The following is an 18,384-nucleotide window of genomic DNA, read 5'->3' as shown; positions in this document are numbered from 1 at the left end:
GACGGGGTTGGCCAACCTGCACCGAGGCAGACGTGCGGAAGGCGTTGGGGATGAGTCCCACCGCTGGATCGCGAACCGCACGAGCATCGCTGTCACCGAAGAGCAGCCGCCCGGCCGTCGAGGGTGTCAGCCGTACGCCGCGAGCGGCGCCCAGGCCCCCTGCCGAAATCTGCCCCTCCTGCTCGGTACGCATCTCAGTCCTAGGCATCTGCCGCTGCTCCTAGCGCGATACCGCCAGCAATGCGGCAGTAGCCCTCATGCCGCTCAGGCAGCGATGGCTCGCGCAGCGGCATAGAGGTCAGCGGGGAGCGGACGAGCCAACTCCCACTCGATTCGCATAGGCCGGTCGCCGTTGTGCCGTCGGTACCTCATCGGCCCGGCGTACACGTACGGCGGGGCGCCCAGGTCGCGGTCGGCAACCTTGGTCTCCCGCACGAACAGGTGCACCGTTGACCCGCGCTCGGCGTGGTGGATGTAGCGCTGCCCGGTAGTCGACGCCGACGACGTGGTGCTCTGCGACTCCCACTGGAACAGCCGGTCGGTGATGGCCCGGTCGGCGTACATGGTCGTGGGGGAGTAGTGCTCCTCGGCCTTGACGAGGGTGACGAAGAAGAGGTCGGCCTGCTCGTCCGGCAGCCACTTCACCCCCTCGCGCAGCGATCCCGGGTTGGCCATCCCGAAAGCCGCGCACGCCTCGTTGCGGCTGTATCGGGCGTGCACTCGCAGCGGCACGCGGTCCGACGCCGGCTCCGATGTGACCCGGTGGATGCGGTCTCGCAGCACGTCGGCGACCTGTCGCAGCTCCGCGCAGCGCGCTGGCTCCGCCCAGAGCCGCTTGAGCCTGGCGTCGCGTTCGCTCAGCGGCACGGACGGCCCCCAGAGGCTGAAGTGCAGCATGTCCAGCAGCCGTCCGCCGCCGGGGTGCTCGCCGCTCGCCACCCGGGCCAACAAGTCCAGCCGATCGATGTCGTCGATGTGCAGCATCCGCCCGATGGCCCGGCCCAACTCGCGGTCGTCCGGCCCGCCAGGTGAGGTTTCGATGCCTGCCAGGCGCCGCAGCCCGGCCCACTCGCCGATGCTCGCCGACCGATAGACGTCCTCAATTTCCAGGCCGCTCTCCCGCAGGAACTCGGCCAGGCGCACGTCGCCGACCTGCCGCAGCTCCGCCACCAGGCCGTTCTTCGAGGTCGGCAGGGCCGACTTCAGGTTGGCGAGCACGATCTCCTTCGCCACCCGGTCCAGCTCGATGTGGCAACCGCTCGGCAGCGACGGGAAGTCGTCCCGCACGGCCGCCTCGACGGACCGCCGGCTGACCCCGGTCAGCGCCCGCCAGCGCAGGTCGAATCGGAAGTTGGCGTGCTGCCCGCCGATGAAGTCGAGCACGGTTAGGCAGGGCTTGTCGTCGTCCAGGCGCAGGCCACGTCCGAGCTGCTGGAGGAAGACGGTGGCGCTTTCGGTTGGGCGCAGCATGAGGACCGTGTCGACCATCGGCAGGTCGACGCCCTCGTTGAAGAGGTCGACGGTGAAGAGCACCCGCAACTCACGCTTGCGGAAGCGATCGATGAGGGCGTGCCGGCCCGCACGATCGACCTTCGAGGTCACCGCCGCTGCGGGTACGCCGTGCTTGGTGAACCAATCGGCCATGAACTCGGCGTGCCCGATGCTTACGCAGAACCCGAGCGCCCGCATCCGCCCGATGTCGGCGGTGTTGGACACCGCCCGCAGAATCATCCGGGCCCGTGCGTGGTTGCCGGTGTAGACGCCGTCCAGCTCCGCCGGGTCGTACCCGTGCCCGCGCTTCCAGCGCAGCTGCGACAGGTCGACGTCGTCGTGCAGCCCGAAATACTGGAACGGGCAGAGCAGTTGACGCTCTAACGCCTCCCACAGGTGCAGCTCCACGGAGGCGCGGCCGTCGAACCACCGCCGCACGTCGCCGCCGTCGCTGCGGTCGGGGGTCGCAGTCAGCCCCAGCAGTACGCGTGGCCGAAGCCGCTCCAGCAGTCGCGCGTAGGTCGCCGCCTCGGCGTGGTGGAACTCGTCGACGATCACCATGTCGTACGCCTCGGGGTCGATTTCCTGCCGGCGCAGCGACTGGATCGAGGCGAACACGTGCTTCCAATCCTTCGGCCTATCGCCGCCGACGAGGGTCTCGCCGAAGCTGCCGTCCCCCATGACCTGCCGGAACACCGAGCGGCTTTGCCGCAGGATCTGCTCCTGATGGGCGACGAACAGCAGCGAGTCGACTCGGCCGGCCTTGCGAAGCCGCCGGTAGTCCAGCGCCGCCACCACGGTCTTGCCGGTGCCGGTCGCCATCACCACCAGGTTCCGCCAGCGACCGTGCACCAGCCGCTCGGCGTCCAGGTCGTCGAGGATCTCCTGCTGGTACGGGAACGGTCGGACGTCCAGGTTCGCGATCTCGGTTGGCGCCTCGTCGGCGCGCTCGCCGCTCAGTGCGATGCGCAGTCGATCGGCGTCCTTCGCGGCGTCGTACGTCTCGAACGCCGAGTCGTTCCAGTAGTCGGTGAACGTCGCCTCGAACGTGTCGATGACGTGCGGCTGCTCCAAGTTCGAGATCCGCACGTTCCACTCCACGCCATCGACCAACGCGGACTTCGACAGGTTCGAGGAGCCGACGTACGCGGTGGTGGTGCCGTTGGTGCGGCGGAACAGCCACGCCTTGGCGTGCAGCCGGGTGGTCCGGGTCTCGTACGAGACCTTGATGTCGGCGCCGAGCTCGGCGAGGCGGTCGAGGGCCCGCTGGTCGGTCGCACCCATGTATGTCGTGGTGATGACGCGCAGCCGGCCGCCACGAGCGATTAGGTAGCGGATCGACGGCTCGATGATGCGCAGGCCGTGCCACTTGATGAACGCGCAGAGGAGGTCCACCTCGTCGGCGGAGGCCATCTCGTGGGTGACCTCGTGGCCGATGCGCGGCTGGTGGCGGCCGTTGACCAGCAGCGCGCCAGTGGAGAGCGGGGTGGTCGGGCGGACCGGGAAGGCCGGCGTGGCGGGCGGCGCCGGTGGGGCGGCGATGGCGTGTAGAAGGCGCTGAGCCTCGGCGACCTGGTCGTCGGCGCCGACCGCGCGCGGTTCGGCTTGGGCGATGCCCTCGGCGATCCGGTTGGCCAGCTCCACCTGGCGAGCCAGCTTGTCTTCGCCACCCCCTATAGCGAGCAGGGCGCGGCGGGCGAGGGTCGCGATGTGCCGAGCCAGTACGTCGTGCGCGTCGGCTGGGTCGAGCTTCGTCTGCTGGACCAGGGCAGGGTCGACGTGCTGGAGCCGCTCGGCTAGGTCGTGGGTGATCAGGTGCTCGTAGATGCCCCGCTCAAGATCCTTCACCCGAGCAGGCTAACCAGTCGAAAGCAGACCTCGCTGCCCCTCGTGGTGCCCACAGCAGGGCCGATGCGTCTAAAGGGTCTGCTGCACCGATAGGTGACATCTGAGATGGCTTGCCCTGCGGGCGGGCTGGAAGGATGTTTCTGTGCCCAAGCCTTACCCCCGAGAGTTCCGCGATGATGTTGTGCGTGTCGCTCGTGACCGCGAGGCGGGAGTGACGGTCGAGCAGATCGCCAAGGGCTTCGGGGTGCACCCGATGACGTTGTTCAAGTGGCTGCGCCAAGCCGATAGCGATGCCGGCGCCGAGTCCGGGACGGCCGGCAGCGAGTCGGCCGAGCTGCGCGAAGCGCGCAAGCGGATCAGGTTGCTGGAGCAGGAGAACGAGGTCCTGCGCCGGGCCGCTGCCTACTTGTCGCAGGCGCATCTGCCGGGAAAAGGCTCTACCCGCTCGTGAGCGAGCTGGCCGCCGATGGGATCCCCGTGGCGGTGACGTGCCGGGTGTTGAAGATCGCTCGTCAGCCCTACTACCGGTGGCTGGCCCGACCAGTCACCATCACCGAGCAGGTGGCGGCGTATCGGGCCAACGCGTTGTTCGACGCTCACCGTGATGATTTGGAGTTCGGCTACCGGTTCCTGGTCGACGAGGCTCGCGATGCGGGGCAGCCGATGGCCGATCGCACCGCGTGGCGGATCTGCTCGGGTAACGGCTGGTGGAGCGCGTTCGGCAAGAAGAAGCGTCGCGGCAAGGGCGGCAAGGCCGGACCGCCGGTGCACGATGATCTGGTCCAGCGGGACTTCACCGCCGACGGCCCGAACCGGCTCTGGCTGGCCGACATCACCGAACACCACACCGGCGAAGGCAAGCTCTACCTGTGCGCGATCAAGGACTTCTGGTCCCACCGGATCGTCGGCTACTCCATCGACTCGCGGATGAAGTCCCGCCTGGCCGTCGCCGCCTTGGACAACGCCGCCGCCAGACGCGGTGACTGGACGGGTGCATCCTGCACACCGACCGCGGATCCCAATTCCGGTCCAGGAAGTTCGTCCGCGCCCTGCACCGCCACCACATGGCCGGATCGATGGGTCGTGTCGGCGCCGCCGGCGACAACGCCGCCATGGAATCCTTCTTCGGACTCCTGCAGAACAACGTCCTGAACCGACGATCGTGGGCCACCCGCCAGCAACTACGGATCGCGATCGTGACCTGGATCGAACGGACTTACCACCGCCGCAGACGACAGCGGTCGCTGTCTCGGTTGACCCCCGTTGAATTCGAGACCATCATGCACCCACCGGCCAGTCAGGCCGCGTGACCACACCTGTCACCTGCCGGTGCAGCAGACCCAACGTCTCCATGTTGAACTTCGTCAGGGCCGAGAGTTGACCGGCCGGGAACCCTTTCTCCACCTCCCGGGCCTGGATCGCCGAGCCGGCCGGATCGAGAAACAGACATCGGACTCGAGCCCCGTTCGCGAGTAACGACTGCCAGCGGCGGTCTGCGTAGCCCTGGCACAGCATGTTCAGCGACAGGCCGACCGCCCGGATGTCCTGGGCGCCGTCGAGCAGCTGATCCGGCGGTAGATGCGCCGAGAGCTGCGACCGGCTTGGGTAGACGGATGTCAAACCGGCAAGCGCATCAGGGGGCCGCGGCGCGGCTCGCTGCTCCAGCATGTTAAGCGCCAGCAGGACATCGCCTGGCGGGGTCTCGCTTCCCTCCCAGCGCAGTACCGCCTCGCCGTTCGGACACCAGCCGAGGGCAGCAGCCAGCAGTTCGGCGAATTCATCGGCGCTCAGGGCGGCAGCGGCACGGGCGGCAGCCACCCGCTGACGCGCAAGCGTGCCGAGATCTGGCTGGGCGGCACCAGCGACGGGCCTTGACTCGTTTGCGTGGAGCACGGCCCTGAACCGGTCGCGGACGTCCTCACCCGCCTTGCTTAGCGCCGTATCGAGCGCGGCCTGCATCTCAGGTCGCGGGCACACCGCCTCCTGCCCGGCCTCCCATTTCGACACTGTCCGTTCAGCAACGCCAAGGTGCGACGAGAAGTCTCGGATGCTCATCCGTAGGGCCTGGCGCAGGGCTCGCGTTTCCAGGCCGGTCCACCGGTGCACGGTCGTCATCGTGCCGCCTCAGGTCACGTTGAGATCAGTTCTCGGGCAGCCTAGCTCCATCGCGTGCAGCGCAGTTACCGCTGAGGTGCAGCGCGTAGTCATGTTGTGAGTTTGAGCGGCTGACCAGGGTGAACGCATGGCCCGGGGCGGGTGCTGGGCTCCGGCCGCGTCGTTCCCCCGTACGGCGGCGGCCGTCCCCGCCCGCTCCGGCGCCACTCCACGCACCCCACCGCCGGAGGCGCCCACCGATGTCCGCCGTACTCGCCGACTTTCCCGTGCTCACCCGGTCACCGACGACGACCTGGCCCTCGCCGTCCACACGCTCCGGGTCCACGCCCCCGAGCTCTGGCCGCAGGGCCAGGCGTGCCGGAGCGAACGCGTCCCGTACCCGTGTCGCCTGGCCCGCTGGGCCGACGCCACGATCCACGCCGCGGGCTTCACGGAGGAGCAGTTCGGGGAGCCGGCGTGACGGAACAGGAGACCCCCGAGGCAGTGGCCCGTTGGCTCAGTCTGGTCGCGGCGGACGCGGAGCTGTCCCCCTACCTGATCGGGGTGGATCGGGACCGGCTGACGGAGCAGGTGGCAAGAGCGTTGACCACAAACACCGACCTGCCGTACTTGGGCTGGTCGGAGGCCGAGCACCGCCGCGCGGAGAGCTACCTGCGACGGCGCTCGTTCTGGGAGGAGGTCGAGGACCGCTGCCCGGGCCTGCTGCCCGAGCGAGACGCCCCGCTGATCGAGGGCGCCCTGCGCCGGCTCACCGACCGGCCGCGCCGCCCCGAGAAGCTGGCGCTGCTGAGCGTCCTGGGCCGCGCGTGCCGCCGCTTCGGCCTGCGACCAGAGCATCAGACGGTCATCGACGACGCGCTACGGACCACCGCGCCCTGGCAAGAAGTCGAGCGGGCAGCCACAAACGCAGGGGACGGCCCCGCCTGGTGGCCGGTCGAGGTGCTCCACCACGACCTGGCCTGCGACGGCGTCGCCGTCATCACGGTACGGCCGTGGCGGCGGCTGCCCTACCGGCCCGGCCAGGCGGTGCCGGTCTGCACGCCGCGCCGGCCCGGCCGGTGGCGCTGGCTGTGCCCGGCGAACGCGCCGCGCCCGGACGGCACCGTCGAGCTGCACGTCCGCGCGGTCCGCGGCGGCGCCGTCTCCACCAGCCTGGTCCGCGAGGTACGCCCCGGAGAGCTGCTTCACCTCGGCCCGCCGGCGGACACCGGGCTGAGCCTGCACGGCGGGAATCTGCTGCTGATCGCCGGCGGCACCGGGCTGGCGCCCCTGCGCGCGATCGCCGAGCAGGTCGCGGCCGCCCCAGACGGCCGGCAGGTGACGCTGATCGCGGGAAGCCATGACGTGGCGAGCCTGTACGATGCGATCACCCTCGACAAGCTGCAGCAGGCCCACGATTGGCTGACCGCCGTGCCGGCGTTCTCCCATGATCCGCTCGCCGAGCCGGGGGAGCGGGGCGACGCGTGGACCGTCGCCCTCGACCATCTGCGCGGTGAGCAGCAGGTCTACGTCTGCGGTCCGCCGCTGATGCTGGCCGGCGCGCGGTTGCGGCTGCTCGCCGCCGGCGTGCCCGCAGCACGGATCCACTTGCCGGAACGGATCCCGTGGCGATGACGGTCTACCGCAGCCGGCAAGCCCTGCGCGGTCCGCTCACCCAGGATCGGATCGCCGCGCTGCCGTTGCCGTTGACCCGACGAGGGCGGCGCGGCTACCAGGTCGACGAAGCAGCGGCGTACTCGCGAGCGGGACGAGGTGGGGGCGGAGAACCAGCGGATCAAGGGTGCGCTGCGGGCGTGGCAGTCGGAGCAGCGGACGTATCCAGCTCCGTGATCTCACGGCTGGCTCGCCGCTTGGTCGCAGGTGCCAGCCCGGCTTCCGGTCCTGACGCACCCGCCAGCGCGGAATGGACGGTGTGAGCAGCCCGGTCAACCGGGCTGCTCACACCGTCACCGCCCTCAGGATGCTGGCCCATGCGGGCCGGGCGCGGTGCGGGTGGGGAACTCTTGGCCGTGGTGGGTGTCGGTGTAGGGCAGGTCGATCAGGCGGCGACGGCCGCTGCCGACACCGATCAGCTGCCACACCTGCTCGGCGAGGCTCGCGCCGGTGGCGGCGCGTAGGTCGGCGGTGGTGGTGGCGATGACCGCTCGTGGCGTGGTGCCGGTGAGGCGGTGGTGCAGGTTCGCCTCCCGTCGCGCCGACGGTAGGTGGAACAGGACCGGCCATGCCCAGGTGCTCATCGCGTACAAGCGTTCGTACTTGGCGCTTTTCTCGGTGAGGATGTCGAGGCGTTCCCGGCCGGTGTCGTATTCGAGGAAGAACGGCACCGAGATCCTGCTCGGTCCACACCCCGGCGCCGTCCGGGCGGGGCAGGCCGCTCGGACCGTGGACCATGAGCTGCGGGTCCCGGTTCTGGGTTCGAGTCCCAGGCGGCCCACCCGCATGGGTTTCATGATGAATGCCCGATTAGTGATGCCCGCATCGTCCCTGAGCAAGGACGACGCGGTTCGTTGCCATGGACCCGTTCCTCATGTCACCCGGTGATCTCCGGGCCAACGTCACCACCACCGGCGCATCCAGCGTTTCGCGGGCGGACCCTCCGCGCCACCGCGGGCCGCCGCGAACGGCGCCGGCTGCGCCTGGCCGTAGCGGTACAGGGCGGAGGACTCGGCCCGAACCAGCTCCGTGACGTCGTAGTCGCTGGAGATGAGGTGGAAGCCGTACCGTGACGGTGGGATCTTCGGAAGCTCGTTGATCATTGCACCCGGCAGGGGAGCGGAGCGGTCGTCGCCAGGGTCGATCTCCACCCAGGTGGCACGGGCGAACGTGAGCAGCCGGTCCCACTCTTCGGTGGTCGTGCCGGCGTCGGTCAACGGAACGCTGGAGAGGAACATGCAGTGGCAGCTGAGCACCTCGATCTTGCGGGCCTGGAATGCGGCGAACGTGCGCTTGGTCGCGTCGAACAGGGAGTTCACCGTTCTGGCGTGGTCGTAGAGCTTCGCCGGGGCCTTCGGTAGGTCCTCCTCCACCAGCTCGCCGGCCGGCCGGAGGATGCCGTGTCGGCGTAGCGGAGATACGGCAGTGAACACCTCCACGGCCACCCGCATGGAACGGCCGGAGGCGGCGTCGGCGGCGACTGTCGCGAGTAGGCGGTCGAGTTCGAGGGCGATCCGGCGGTGCTCGCGGGCCGCCTTCCAGCCGCCCGATCCGTTGTTCGGCACGAACACCAGGTACGCGAGGGACACCGCGTCGGTGGTCCGGGCGAGCAGATCCACCGACTCGGCGTCGGTCGGCGCCTCCTCGCGCGGCCGGAGCAGCGACGACAGTGGCGACGGGCTGTCGACCACGATCCGTTCCCTGTTGTGGTGGAATACCGGTTGCTGGACGTCCGGCGCGGACTGCGCGGTGCCCCGGTGCGGGCGCGGAGGCGGGGCAGCCGAACGCGCAGCACCCGGTCCCGCGGTGCGCCGGGAGTACGGCGTGGAGCCGGAGTACGGCGCGGAGTCGGAGGTCTGGTGGGGGATGTCGATCGGGGGCGTGGCGCTCGGGGTCGGGCGGGGCGGATCGACTCGCGGCCCGGTGACGGTGATCGGCGGCGGAACCGGCGAAGCGGCAGCGCCCGGGTGAACCGAGGCGGCGACGAGCCCGTGCCGTGTCAGCTCCGCGACCCTCGTGAGGAACGTCTGCTCGTCGATCGCCAGCTCGGGATTCTGCTCATGGGTAGCCATGATGGAGGTGGGGAGCTCGACCAGCGCGCGTACGGTGTGCGGCTCGACACTGCCGTATCGGAACTTAGGGACCAGCCGGTAGTGGTACACCAGCACCGACAGCCGCGCCAGCGACTCCCAGCCCACCAGTTGCTCGCCCATCCGGCTGAGCTCGTCGGCGTGCTCCCCCAGCAGGACGATGCTCGGGACGACCCGGGGCGCGAAGAGGCCGCCGTCGGGAGCCGCACCGTTGACCAGCGCGGTCACCAGTCGCCGTTCCCACCCGTCGGGGTCCTGGCCCGGACCCGCATCGCTGGCCACGGTGACCAAGTCGAACAGGGCCGCGTCGCTTTCGATCTGCGCGCGGAGCACACGCTCCAACCTCGCCACCGGCACGTGCAACGGGGTCGCGGCGACGATCAGTAGCGGGACGCCGGTCCAGTCGTCACCTGCGTTCCAGCGGGGCGTAAGGGCGAGAGTGTTCACGGCGTGACGTCTCCGCTCGCCGGAACCTGTCCGCCATGGGAGTGGCTGCCGTTCGTCTGCGGCAGGTTGTACGGGCCCGGCTGCTGGGGCGCGGTCTCCGGATGCCACGGGGAGGCGGCGGCGCTCGCGGCGTGGCGGGCGCTGCCTGACTGCTGACCGTGGGACTGGCCGTCGTTCGGGCAGACGTGCCCGTTGCCGATCGGATCGCCGCACCGCGCACAAGCCCGGGGCAGCTCCATGGTGGGCGTATCCTGGATGTACGCCATCGCGGCCTGCCGCGTCTGCAGGCTCCACCGCTCGACCGCGCCCATGGCCAGATCGGTCACCACCTCCTCGACCTTGGCGCTGACTTTCATGGCCACCCTGCGTTCGCTCTCCAGCGCCAACTCGTTCAGCTGGTCCTGCTTGAGGTGCTCCCGGCTGGCCGTGGAGGCGGCAAGCTTCAGGATGCGGTCGTCGTCGAACTTGTCCGCCCGTTCGTACAGCGTCGCCGGACCCAGCAGGGTGAGTGTCTTGATGGCCAGCGGCACCAGCTCGATCATGAAGAACAGCGCCGCCACGAGCAGGTGCGCCCAGGCCGCCAGCCCGTCGGAGTCACCGAGGTGCCCGAGCGCCACCAGCTGCGCCAGCAGGCCATCCTGCCGCTGAGCCTGCGCGCGGTTGTTGAGGTCCTGCATCTGGCTGCGGAGGGCGTCTCGCTGTGGAATCAGTACCTTCAGCTGGGTCTCGGCCTCGGCCTTGGCCGTGGTGAGCGTCTTCTCGGCGTCCACGGCGTTCTGCCCCTGTGCCTTGAGCAGCGCGGCCTGCTTATCGTCGAGGAGACTCTTCGACTGCTTCGCCTCTGCCAGCCTGGTGCGGTACTCCCGCTCGAGCGCACGGGCCAGCGGCCCGTTGCCCTGCCGCTTGGTCGCGCTCTCACAGCCGACGCCGTAGAGCTCGCACTGCCACTTGCGGTAGGCCGTCTCGGACGCGCTCTGCTTGGCCTGGTAGTCGGTCTTGGCTGCCTCGTACTCCTGCTTGGCTTGGGTGAGCCCGGGACCGGTGTAGGGGACGTTCCCGGCGAGGATGGCCTGCTGCGCCGCGACCTCCTTCTCCTTCGCCTCGAGCAGGCGATGCAGGTCGCCGTTGGCCAGCTCCCGCCCGGCGGCGTTGGCGGCGGCGATCTGGTCGCGGGTCATCTGCCCCTGGATCTCGTCGGCGAAGATCCGCAGGGTGAGCGGCGTGGAGATCACCAGGCCGAGCAGGGCCGCCATGACGATCCGGGGAAGCACCATGCAGAAGGTCCGCCACGCGCCGCCCTTGGGCTTCAGGTTGATGATGAGCGCCCGGTCGATGACGAGGATGACCCCGCCCCAGAACAGCCCGACTGAGACGGCGATGGCCGGGTGCACCCGCAACCCGTCGGTCATCGCGAAGGTCATGGACGCCACGGCGATCCCGGCGGTCGCCAGGAGCACCAGCGCGAGCGCGACGTACTCCCGTCGCGCCTTGGGCACCATGTCGAGCACCCGGGTGTCCGCGCCACCGAGCCGAGCGAGCAACGTGCCGGCAGCGCGCCGGTCGAAATTCTGCAACATTCCAGTCCTTCGTGGGGTGGCGCCGGGTTCAGGAGCTCGGAGGGATCAGGCGGGTCATCGCTTCGCTGACGGCTCGGGTGAGGATCTCGTTCGCGGCGCGGTGGATGCCGCCGACGGCTCTAGCGTCGCGGGCTGCGGCATCCTGGCCCAGGTCGACGGAGACAGCCGGATAGGCCAGGGTGGGTGCCGAGACGTCGACCCGCAGGTCCGGAGTGCTGATAATCGGGTACGGCTCGACGGTCCCGAGCACGTCCGCTCTCAGCGCCGGCACGTCCGGTACCGGAGCGTGCAGTACGCCCCGCAGCTGCCCGGCGATGTCGAGCGAGGGCAACTCGTAGTAGTCGAACTCGCCCGCCCTGACCCGGACGGGCCCGTGCTCGTTCCACACCTCGACATCGATAGGACCGCCGGTGGGCGGCTGAATCGCGTACCCGTCGTGGTGCCGAGTCGGATCGATGCCTGCAATGGTGAAGCCGTTGGCCCCGTAGATACGGACCTCGGTGCCGTGGCGTTGGCGCCAGCGGACGAACAGGCTCGCACCGCGCAGCACCACCCGCTGGCTGAGCTCGGCCGAGAGGATCTCCGGCATCTGGATCATGCTCCGGACCCGCCTCACCAGATACTCTGTGAGCTCCCATGCCTTCGGGCGGTCGGCGCGGACCGTGCCCACCGCGCGGCGGAGCATGTCGACGCCCTCCGCGTCCAGCAGCCCCGGTGCCGTCTTCGCGGGATCGCTCGCCTGGGTCGCGCCGGCGCCGGGCGAGAGCATCTTTACGATGCACAGCCCGAGCTTGTAGACATCGGTCTCCTGATCCTGCAGTTTCTGCTGGCCGGCTCTGATCTCAGGGGGCTGGAACCCGATGCCGTGCAACTGGAGGCGGTTCTGGTTGTCCAGCCGGGCGATTCCGTCGCAGTCCATGAGCAGCACCTGCGCCACCGGCCTGGTGGTGGCCACCGCGTTTTTCAGGTGCAGGTCGCCGAACACCACCGGGTGGCGGTGCACCACCTCGATGGCGTACGCGAGGCGCATGGCCAGCGCCAGCCGCATCACGTCGGTGCCTGTCACGGCCGGGTCGATGCCGCGCTTGGTGAAGTAGTTGGGCGAGACGCAGAGGAAGCCGATCTCGAACAGCGGGCGGTCCGGCGGCGTGGCGGCCAGGAAGAACTCGTCGGCGATCAGCGGTATCACCACGCCTGTGTCCTGCCGCTTCTCGGCGACCATGGCCAGGGGCCACACCGTCACCTCATCGATCGCGGCCCGCTCCTCGGGGGTCATTCTGTCGCGCAACTCCACCACGGCACGCATCTGCGCCAGTACGCGCCGACGGTCGACACCGGAATCGAGGACGTCCTTGACCCGCTTGTACACGAGCTTCCCGCCGGGCAGGCCGGACACCGGTCGCGGGATGTGGAACAGCTCGCCGACGGCGCCGTTAGCGAACGGCTTGGCGCCTGCGGGAATGCCGAGGTCCTGTCGCTCGACAGTGATCATTGCGGGTCGAACCAGACCCCGACCGCGGTGCGGTCGTCGAGGTTGCCCTTCCGTGCGAAGCCGACTTGCCGGGCAAAGTCGAACACATCTGGCGGCCCCGACCACCACTGCGCCAGCGACTCCTGTACCTGGCGGGCGTGCCGCAGCGGCTCGCCGATCCCGTCGGTGAGCACGAACAGCGCCCCGCCGGTCATTTCCGCCTCGGCCACGTGCAGTGTCGGCTCCGGATGCGGCAGTGCACGCACCTTCGTCGAGTGCAGCCCGTCACCGTCCTGCCCCGACGCCTCGCCCGTCACCGGCGTCCAGCGGCCCTCGCCGAGCAGCCACACCGTGCTGTCGTCGGTCCAGGCGACCGAGGCCGACCATCGGCCGTGGCCGAAGCGGATGGCCGCAGCCGCGAGCGTCGTGGCCATCCGCGGATCGGCCGGCACATCGCACAGCCTGACCCGCTCGGCGGCCCGGTTGGCGAAGTCCGTCAGCCGCTCGTTGACCTCGGCGATCGTGGTGACCCAGTCGCCGTGCTTCAAGTAGGCGCGCGGCACGTCGGCGGCGACGAACGCGGCCGCCTCGTGGGACAGCTCAAATTGGCCGACGCCGTCGCACACGGTGATCAGCATGGTGGCCGTCGCGTCGTCGTAGCACACCGAGAAGCGGTCCTGGCGGGGCTTGCGGTTGTATCGGTGCATGAGGCCGCGCACGCTGGCGGCCCGGATTTGGGCCCCCGGCACCGCGCACTCGCTGAGTTCATGGTCTGCGGACTCGGGGTGATGCGTGGGATGCCGGGCCCCGATCTCGGCCGCCGCGCGCCCCGGCTCTCCGATGGTGGGCACGCTGAGGTCAGACAAAACTGCCCACCATCCCCTGCACCGCGTCCGGCGGGGGCAGAGCGACCCCGGGGGCGCCCGTCGGCACGCTGTTGGCCGATTGCAGGATGGACTGCGCGAGCACCCCGACCATCGAGGTCAGCAGCTCGGTGATCGTGGCGTTCTGCTTGGCGATGAAGTAGCGGCCGCGCTTGGTCTGGTCACCGAAGTCCGGGTAGGCGAGCGTTTGCATCGTCGCTGGCGTCGCGTCCCGGAACCCGAACGAGCACATGTAGGGGTACGCGTTGCGATCCTTGGTGATCGCGTCAGTAAAGGCCTGCAGGTAGTCGTTCTTGTCGTTCGGCTCGCCGTCGGTGAGGAAGTAGACGCATGGGCGGTAGACCCGCTTGCCCTGCGACTTGAGGCGGACCCGGTCAGCCTCGAACGCGCGGCGGAACTCGCGCAGCGCCGGGCCGTATTGGGTGCCCCCGCTCGCGGTCAGCTGAGGCAGCGTGATGTCCTCCGGCGCGGCCAGGGGCACGACCGTCCGCGCTTCGTGGTTGAAGGTGATGATGCTCAGCATCACGAGGTCGTTGATGATCGGCTCGCTGAGCAGCGCGCGGTGCAGGTCCACAACTCCCCGGTTCAGGTCGTCCATGTCGGAGCCGGCCATCGAGGTGGATACGTCGCACAGCAGATAGAAGGGCATGATGACCTGACCCTCCGTGTTCGCGAGCTGCTCTTGCCTGTAGTCGGTCATCCCAGTCCCGTCCCGTGCCGTGCCGTGCCGAAGAAATTTGCGCGTCTGATCTTCGGGCGGGTCGTTACCCGGGTGAAACCACCTCTGGTGCGATCAACCGACCTGAACGTACATAGTTGTTCCGTCGCAAGTTCTCATTCTCTTTGCGAAGGCTGCCGTTCAGGCTGAGCCGCGATCACCCACCATGCCGGGGATGGCTGCCGGAAGCGCCACCTCGGGCGCACCGTCGACGGCGCTGCGCGCCGACTGGAGGATGGACTGTCCGATCACCTCGACCGTCGAGGCCAGCGCCTGCTGGACCGAGTGTCCCTGCAGGGCCAGGAACCAGCGGCCGCGCTTGTGCGGTCCACCGGCGTCGGCGTACGCCAGCGCACGCAGAGTAGTCTCGCTGGCGTCGCGGAACCCGAACGCGCAGAAGTAGGGGTGGGCGGGGTTGTTCCGGCTCGTCATCAGGGCTTCGAAGGTCTGCAAGTAGTTCTGGTCGGTGGGCTCGCCGTCGGTGAGGAAGTAGACGCACGGGCGGTAGACCCGGTGCCCGGTGCCCTTGAGCCGGGCCCGGTCCGTCTCGAACCTGTGCCGGAACTCCTGGAAGGCGGCGCTGTAATTGGTCAGGCCGGCCGCGGCCGGCAGCGCTGGCAGGGTGACGTCCTCCGGGGCGGTGAGCGGCACCACCGTGCGGGCGCTGTCGTTGAAAAGGATGACGCTCATCATGACCAGGTCGTTGACGATCGGTTCGGCCAGCAGGCCGTGGTGCAGCGTGGCGAGGCCCTTGGCCAGGTCGTCCATGTCGCCGGCCATCGAACCGGACACGTCGCAGAGGAAGTAGAAGGGCATGATGACCTGTCCGTCGGCATCCCCGCCCCGCTGTGCGGGCAGGGTGTCGACGCGCACGGCCGTGCTCTGCGTGGCCCTGAGCACGTAGGGCACCAACGCGCCCGCCGTGTCCACACCGGTGACCTCGGCCGACCACGTTCCCGGCAGGTACGCCTGCAGCCCCACCCGGATGGGGCTGCACGACGAGACGTGCGAGGCCACCGTGCCGTCCGGCGCGCATAGCGTCAGCTGCATCGTCGCGGGCGAGTCCCACTGCAGGACGCAGATCGTCGCCGCCGGCTTGGCCACACTGAACGGGTACGCCGCCGCGGAGGTGCCTTGCCGGACTGCCGCGATCGACTCTCGGCCGCTGGTGAGCAGCCGATATTCCACGTCCCGGCTGCCCTTGGCCAGCCAGAACGCGATGTTGGAGAGGTAGCGGCCGAGTCCGGCGCTGCGGTGCAGCCGGTCTGGGTAGAGCTTGGTGAAGCCGGTGTCCAGCACGACGCGGCGGCCGTCGGCCTCATAGCACCCCATGCAGTACTGGCCGTCGTGGCTGCGTCCCAGCAGGGTCACCGTGGGGGGAGCCGCGTCGATGGTGCAGATAGTGATGCCCTCGTAGAGGTTGTTCACGCCCTGCGTCAGCTGGTGGTCGAGGAAGTGCCCCCGACTGCGTTCGGCCCCGGGCGTCATGACCCGGTCAGCCTGCTTGTCGCCGGAGAACCTGCACCCGATCAGCGCTTGGGCCAGCAGGTTGGCGTCGGCGTAGAACGGCTCGTTGTCGGCCCAGATGGCCAGACCGTTGCCCTGACCGACGAAGTCCGCGATGAGCTGGATCTGCTGGCGGCTGAGGGTGGGCGTCTGGCCTGACAGGTACCACAACTGCGTGTACCCGGCCAACATGCCGGCGGTGAGGTCGCAGCGGGTCGGCGGAGCGTGATGCACCTCCAGGTGCAGGCCGCGCTCGGCCATCATCCGGGTCAGCTCGCCCGCCGCGACCGGCCCATCGGGGACCGGGCAGTGGTACAGCAGGATCCGCTCGCCCCGGATCCGGTCCTCGTCACCGCTGCCCAGGTCGAAGGATCGGCTCTCGGGATTACCGAATCGGTCGAAGCCGTCCATCGCGCGCATCGCCGCTCCACTTCGTGCCCTTAGCCCGGGCACTAGTCGAAGGTCACGAGAAAGGGGTGGGCTGAGGACGCTCTGGTGTGGATCAGACCGCCGTAGCGACCGACCGGCGGCTGCATGATCTCGCGCAGGCCGAGCATGGGTTTGGTCTGGTGGGACAATGTCGGGTTCCACGACCCGTGCGCGTCCATCGCGTTCGAGACCGTGGCGGCCTGCACGTCGCCGAGACGTTTGGCGACGAAGGCCGCCGTCGCGGCGGACACGCCCCGCAGCGCGATGAGGGTGTCGGCGTTGGCAAGCATGCGCTCCTGCTCCACCTCGTCGCCGAACTGGGTGACGTCTTGCACCCCGACGCACGCGGCGACCCCGGCGCCGCGCATAAAGTCCAGCACCTCATCGAGCTTGATGCGGTGCGCGTACTTAGGGGCCTCGTCGAGAATCCACAGCATGCGGGCCCCGTGGCAGGTCCCGAAGTGCTTCATGCAGCGCAGTCGGAGCATGTTGAGCATCAACGCCGCGGCCGACATGGTCCGCTCGCCGCCGCTCACCCGCGCGCCGACCTTGATGATCGCGCCGCTGTCGATCGCCTGGCTCAGCGTGAAGGCGCGCGGCGCCGATCCGTCGAGCATGGTTGCCAGCCCGGGCTCGGCGAGCCAGGAAAGCCTGTTGGCCAGCGCCCAGGTCGCCTTGCTGAAGTCGGCCGGAGGAAACTTCACTAGATCGATCACGTCGATCGCGGCAGCGGGATCCCGCTGCGCCAGCGCCGTCAGCGCCTGCTGGTTGACCACGAGCATGTAGAGGTCGCGCGGATGGGGGTTCGGCCCACGTGTTCTGACCAGCAGGTAGACCAAGCCGCGCAGCCAGCGGTGGTCGCGTTCGGTGAAGTCGGAGTTAGGCTTGGCCGGGTCGACCTCGCCCAGCAGCGCCAGGGCGAACTGGGCCGAGTCGTTCTGGTCGCGCACCTCGTTCAGCGGGTTCCAGGGGTGCGAGGTGGCCGGATCGGCGATGTCCCACCGCACCATGTGGTGCCGCCGGTTGATGCCATGCCTGGCCCGGTACGCCACGAAGTCGTCGATGAAGTCGCCCTTGGTGTCCACCACAACGCATCCGAGCCCGGCCTCCGCCGCGCCCACCGCCAGCGGCACCAGCACGTTCGCCGTCTTTCCACTGCCGGCCGGGCCTACCACGGCGAGGTGGCAGCGCACCTCCTCCCAGCCCAGGTAGACCGGGTATGCGCCGGTGTCGGCCCGCGGGTGCTTCACCCGGCCCAGCGGGAAAGGGCCGGTGTTCAGCGGCGTCACGTCGTCGGGCAGCAGCACCTCGCGGTAGTCGAGGAAGGTGCCGACTGTCCCCGACGGCGGCCCGTCGCCGGGAGCGAGGATGCCGGTCCGCATTGCCTCGCGACTCGGCCGCACCGCCGCGGTCCGCCGACGGCGCGCCCAGCCCTCGGCCATCATGCTGCCCGCCGACACGGCGGCGCCCGTCGCCGCGGTCGAGGCACGCCACAACGTGCCGACCCATCCCATCAGCGCTCCGACCGCTGCTCGCGGGGGCGCTGTTCGACCTGCTCCGGGGCATGGACGGGACGCGTGAAGTCGAAGAGCCGGTCCTCGTCCTGCTTCTGCTTGACCGCGGCCAGGTCCCGCTCCTCCTGAGTGAGCAGCGGGCGGCCGGACGGCAAGGTCGGCGTGGGGAAGTGCTGCGGCAGGTGCTCCTGCCCGGCGGAGAGCACTTCGGCCGTATAGATGGCAGCAGCGATGACGTTGTCGCGGACCGGATGCCGTTCGGGCTTCTTCGAAGACATGCCTCAACCCATTTCGAGGGGGTTACGCGTTCTCGCAAACGCACCCGGTGCCGGGCACACGGCGATGGGCACCATTACTTCACACTGGACCGCAGGCTTCAATGCGCTGAGTAGGCAGAGTGGGCGTGGCTGACCACTCGACCACAATTGGCCGAAAGACGACGGCGGGTCGATCTACGGCTGAATCCGGATTGCCGGACGTCCCATACCGACTCCTGGGGTCCGGCTCAGGGGGATGAACGTCGCTGGCGTGCCGAACGCGGCGACATGACGTGTCCCGACGAACCCATTGCTCACCACGATCCGACCGTCGAGGACGCGCAGTACGTCACGACCAGCGCCTCGTGTCGTGGGCTGCCCGGA

At 69.4% G+C, this 18,384-nt stretch carries 13 protein-coding genes and 1 pseudogene; 3 read left to right on the top strand and 11 right to left on the bottom strand.

The window, feature by feature from the left end; translation table 11 throughout:
- Positions 1-264: 264 nt before the first annotated feature.
- Positions 265-3,339 (bottom strand): DUF3427 domain-containing protein, encoded by a 3,075-nt coding sequence (locus FXF50_RS11785; protein ID WP_148427244.1) that lies wholly within the window; start codon positions 3,337-3,339, stop codon positions 265-267.
- A 142-nt stretch (positions 3,340-3,481) separates the two neighbouring features.
- Between FXF50_RS11785 and FXF50_RS11780 the strand changes: the two are divergent.
- Positions 3,482-4,649: pseudogene (locus tag FXF50_RS11780) on the top strand (IS3 family transposase).
- Here the strand turns inward: FXF50_RS11780 and FXF50_RS11775 are convergent.
- Positions 4,618-5,454, bottom strand: coding sequence for a DUF5919 domain-containing protein (locus FXF50_RS11775; protein WP_148427243.1), 837 nt, complete (start codon positions 5,452-5,454; stop codon positions 4,618-4,620). The pseudogene FXF50_RS11780 and the gene FXF50_RS11775 sit on opposite strands and share 32 nt — an antisense overlap.
- A gap of 127 nt (positions 5,455-5,581) precedes the next feature.
- On the opposite strand from FXF50_RS11775, the gene FXF50_RS11770 reads away from it, so the two are divergent.
- Complete coding sequence (locus tag FXF50_RS11770) at positions 5,582-5,914, top strand: hypothetical protein (protein WP_255509996.1); 333 nt, start codon at positions 5,582-5,584, stop codon at positions 5,912-5,914.
- Positions 5,911-7,068 carry an FAD-binding oxidoreductase gene (locus FXF50_RS11765; RefSeq protein WP_148427242.1) on the top strand — a complete coding sequence of 386 codons (1,158 nt, stop codon included), beginning with the start codon at positions 5,911-5,913 and terminating at the stop codon, positions 7,066-7,068. The genes FXF50_RS11770 and FXF50_RS11765 overlap by 4 nt, the downstream gene beginning before the upstream one ends.
- Positions 7,069-7,409: 341 nt before the next feature.
- Here the strand turns inward: FXF50_RS11765 and FXF50_RS11760 are convergent, their stop codons facing one another.
- From FXF50_RS11760 to FXF50_RS11720, 9 genes are all read right to left on the bottom strand, one after another.
- On the bottom strand, positions 7,410-7,778 hold the full coding sequence (locus FXF50_RS11760; RefSeq protein WP_255509995.1) for a hypothetical protein: 369 nt from the start codon (positions 7,776-7,778) through the stop codon (positions 7,410-7,412).
- A gap of 231 nt (positions 7,779-8,009) precedes the next feature.
- Positions 8,010-9,644, bottom strand: a complete 1,635-nt coding sequence (locus FXF50_RS11755) for a hypothetical protein (RefSeq protein WP_148427241.1) — start codon at positions 9,642-9,644, stop codon at positions 8,010-8,012.
- Positions 9,641-11,218, bottom strand: a complete 1,578-nt coding sequence (locus FXF50_RS11750; RefSeq protein WP_187399631.1) for a DUF4407 domain-containing protein — start codon at positions 11,216-11,218, stop codon at positions 9,641-9,643. Before FXF50_RS11750 ends, FXF50_RS11755 begins: the two co-directional genes overlap by 4 nt.
- A 31-nt stretch (positions 11,219-11,249) precedes the next feature.
- Positions 11,250-12,713 carry a hypothetical protein gene (locus FXF50_RS11745; protein WP_148427239.1) on the bottom strand — a complete coding sequence of 488 codons (1,464 nt, stop codon included), beginning with the start codon at positions 12,711-12,713 and terminating at the stop codon, positions 11,250-11,252.
- Positions 12,710-13,543: a protein phosphatase 2C domain-containing protein gene (locus FXF50_RS11740; RefSeq protein ID WP_148427238.1), complete on the bottom strand. Its 834-nt coding sequence runs from the start codon at positions 13,541-13,543 to the stop codon at positions 12,710-12,712. The genes FXF50_RS11745 and FXF50_RS11740 overlap by 4 nt, the downstream gene beginning before the upstream one ends.
- Positions 13,544-13,550: 7 nt before the next feature.
- On the bottom strand, positions 13,551-14,276 hold the full coding sequence (locus FXF50_RS11735) for a VWA domain-containing protein (protein WP_148427237.1): 726 nt from the start codon (positions 14,274-14,276) through the stop codon (positions 13,551-13,553).
- A 159-nt stretch (positions 14,277-14,435) separates the two neighbouring features.
- Positions 14,436-16,220 (bottom strand): VWA domain-containing protein, encoded by a 1,785-nt coding sequence (locus FXF50_RS11730; protein WP_148427236.1) that lies wholly within the window; start codon positions 16,218-16,220, stop codon positions 14,436-14,438.
- A gap of 32 nt (positions 16,221-16,252) precedes the next feature.
- Complete coding sequence (locus tag FXF50_RS11725) at positions 16,253-17,743, bottom strand: type IV secretory system conjugative DNA transfer family protein (protein ID WP_148427235.1); 1,491 nt, start codon at positions 17,741-17,743, stop codon at positions 16,253-16,255.
- Positions 17,743-18,021, bottom strand: a complete 279-nt coding sequence (locus tag FXF50_RS11720) for a hypothetical protein (protein WP_148427234.1) — start codon at positions 18,019-18,021, stop codon at positions 17,743-17,745. Before FXF50_RS11720 ends, FXF50_RS11725 begins: the two co-directional genes overlap by 1 nt.
- Positions 18,022-18,384: the final 363 nt, after the last annotated feature.

Source organism: Micromonospora sp. AP08 (genome assembly GCF_008085935.1).
Lineage (GTDB): Bacteria > Actinomycetota > Actinomycetes > Mycobacteriales > Micromonosporaceae > Micromonospora > Micromonospora chersina.
The sequence above is the reverse complement of the archived record's forward strand: the minus strand, read 5'-3'. Positions and strand labels throughout refer to the sequence as shown.

Excerpts from the sequence above, each read along its gene's own strand:
- FXF50_RS11725 (WP_148427235.1), bottom strand. The coding sequence starts at position 17,743 with ATGGGATGGGTCGGCACGTTGTGGCGTGCCTCGACCGCGGCGACGGGC.
- FXF50_RS11720 (WP_148427234.1), bottom strand. The coding sequence starts at position 18,021 with ATGTCTTCGAAGAAGCCCGAACGGCATCCGGTCCGCGACAACGTCATC.
- FXF50_RS11735 (WP_148427237.1), bottom strand. The coding sequence starts at position 14,276 with ATGACCGACTACAGGCAAGAGCAGCTCGCGAACACGGAGGGTCAGGTC.
- FXF50_RS11730 (WP_148427236.1), bottom strand. The coding sequence starts at position 16,220 with ATGCGCGCGATGGACGGCTTCGACCGATTCGGTAATCCCGAGAGCCGA.
- FXF50_RS11770 (WP_255509996.1), top strand. The coding sequence starts at position 5,582 with ATGGCCCGGGGCGGGTGCTGGGCTCCGGCCGCGTCGTTCCCCCGTACG.
- FXF50_RS11775 (WP_148427243.1), bottom strand. The coding sequence starts at position 5,454 with ATGACGACCGTGCACCGGTGGACCGGCCTGGAAACGCGAGCCCTGCGC.
- FXF50_RS11745 (WP_148427239.1), bottom strand. The coding sequence starts at position 12,713 with ATGATCACTGTCGAGCGACAGGACCTCGGCATTCCCGCAGGCGCCAAG.